The following is a 1531-nucleotide window of genomic DNA, read 5'->3' as shown; positions in this document are numbered from 1 at the left end:
GCTGAAAAGGGCGGCAGATTGCTGCGTGCCGTCGATGCCGATGTGGTCGGCATCGCCTTCGACGAAACCTCCACCGAGGCCGATCTCGACGCAATCGCGGCCCTGTTCGGCGCCAAGGCTGGCGCCTCCGCCGACAGCACGGTGCCCGGCAAGCCGCGCGGCAAGGAGTTCCTGACCCAGCCTGTTTTCCACGAAAACAAGTCGGAAACCGAGATGATGCGCTTCCTGCGCCGGCTGGCCGACAAGGACCTGGCGCTCGACCGCGCCATGATCCCGCTGGGATCCTGCACCATGAAGCTCAACGCCGCCGCCGAGATGATGCCGGTGAGCTGGCCGAGCATTGCCAATCTGCACCCTTTCGCCCCGGCCGCGCACTCGGCAGGCTACCGCGCCATGATCGGCGAGCTGGAGGGCTGGCTGTCGGAGATCACCGGCTTCGACGCCGTCACATTGCAGCCCAATGCCGGCAGCCAGGGCGAATATGCCGGACTGCTCGCCATCCGCGGCTATCACCGCTCTCGCGGCGACAACCACCGCACCGTCTGCCTGATCCCCTCCTCGGCGCATGGCACCAATCCCGCGAGCGCGGCGATGGCTGGCATGAACGTCGTCGTCGTGCGCTGCACCGAAGACGGTAACATCGACATGGACGACATGAAGGCCAAGGCGACTGAGCATGCGCAAAATCTCGCAGCGCTGATGTTCACCTATCCCTCGACGCATGGCGTGTTCGAGGAAGGCGCACGCGATCTCTGCGCGCTGATCCATGAGCATGGCGGCCAGGTCTATTTCGACGGTGCCAACCTCAACGCGCTGGTCGGGCTTGCCCGTCCCGGCGACATCGGCGCCGATGTCTGCCATATGAACCTGCACAAGACCTTCTGCATTCCGCATGGCGGCGGCGGACCCGGCATCGGGCCGATCGGCGTCAAGGCGCATTTGAAGCCGTATTTGCCCGGCCATGTCACCGAAGGCTCGGCGCACGCCGTCTCCGCCGCCCCCTTCGGCAGCGCCTCGATCCTGCCGATCACCTGGATGTATATCCGCATGATGGGCGCCTCGGGCCTGAAGCAGGCGACCGAAACAGCGATCCTTTCCGCCAACTACATCGCAACGCGGCTCGGTGCGCATTTCCCGGTGCTCTACAAGGGCAGGCAGGGACGCGTCGCGCATGAATGCATCCTCGACACCCGTGTGCTCAAGGAGAGTGCAGGCATCAGTGTCGACGATGTCGCCAAGCGGCTGATCGATTATGGTTTTCACGCGCCGACCATGTCCTTCCCGGTCGCCGGCACGCTGATGGTGGAGCCGACCGAGTCCGAGCCCAAGCGGGAAATCGACCGCTTCTGCGAGGCCATGATCGCGATATCGGCAGAGGCAGCAAAAGTCGCCAGGGGCGAATGGCCTTTGGCCGACAATCCGCTGGTCAACGCGCCGCACACCGCCGCCGAGGCGCTGGCCGGCCAGTGGAACCATCCCTACTCGCGCCTGGAAGCGGCCTATCCGGCCGGCGACGCCGACACGGCAGCCA

Annotated in this window: 1 protein-coding gene; it reads left to right on the top strand. The window is 65.4% G+C overall.

Translation table 11 applies throughout. The features are described from left to right. Positions 1-1531: aminomethyl-transferring glycine dehydrogenase subunit GcvPB (gcvPB, locus tag EN994_RS30810; protein ID WP_127308116.1), on the top strand; the 1531-nt coding region annotated here is incomplete at both ends.

Origin of the sequence: Mesorhizobium sp. M7A.F.Ca.CA.002.09.1.1, from assembly GCF_003998555.1 — a bacterium.
Classification (GTDB): Bacteria; Pseudomonadota; Alphaproteobacteria; order Rhizobiales; family Rhizobiaceae; genus Mesorhizobium; species Mesorhizobium ciceri.
This window is presented reverse-complemented; position numbering and strand designations above follow the sequence as displayed.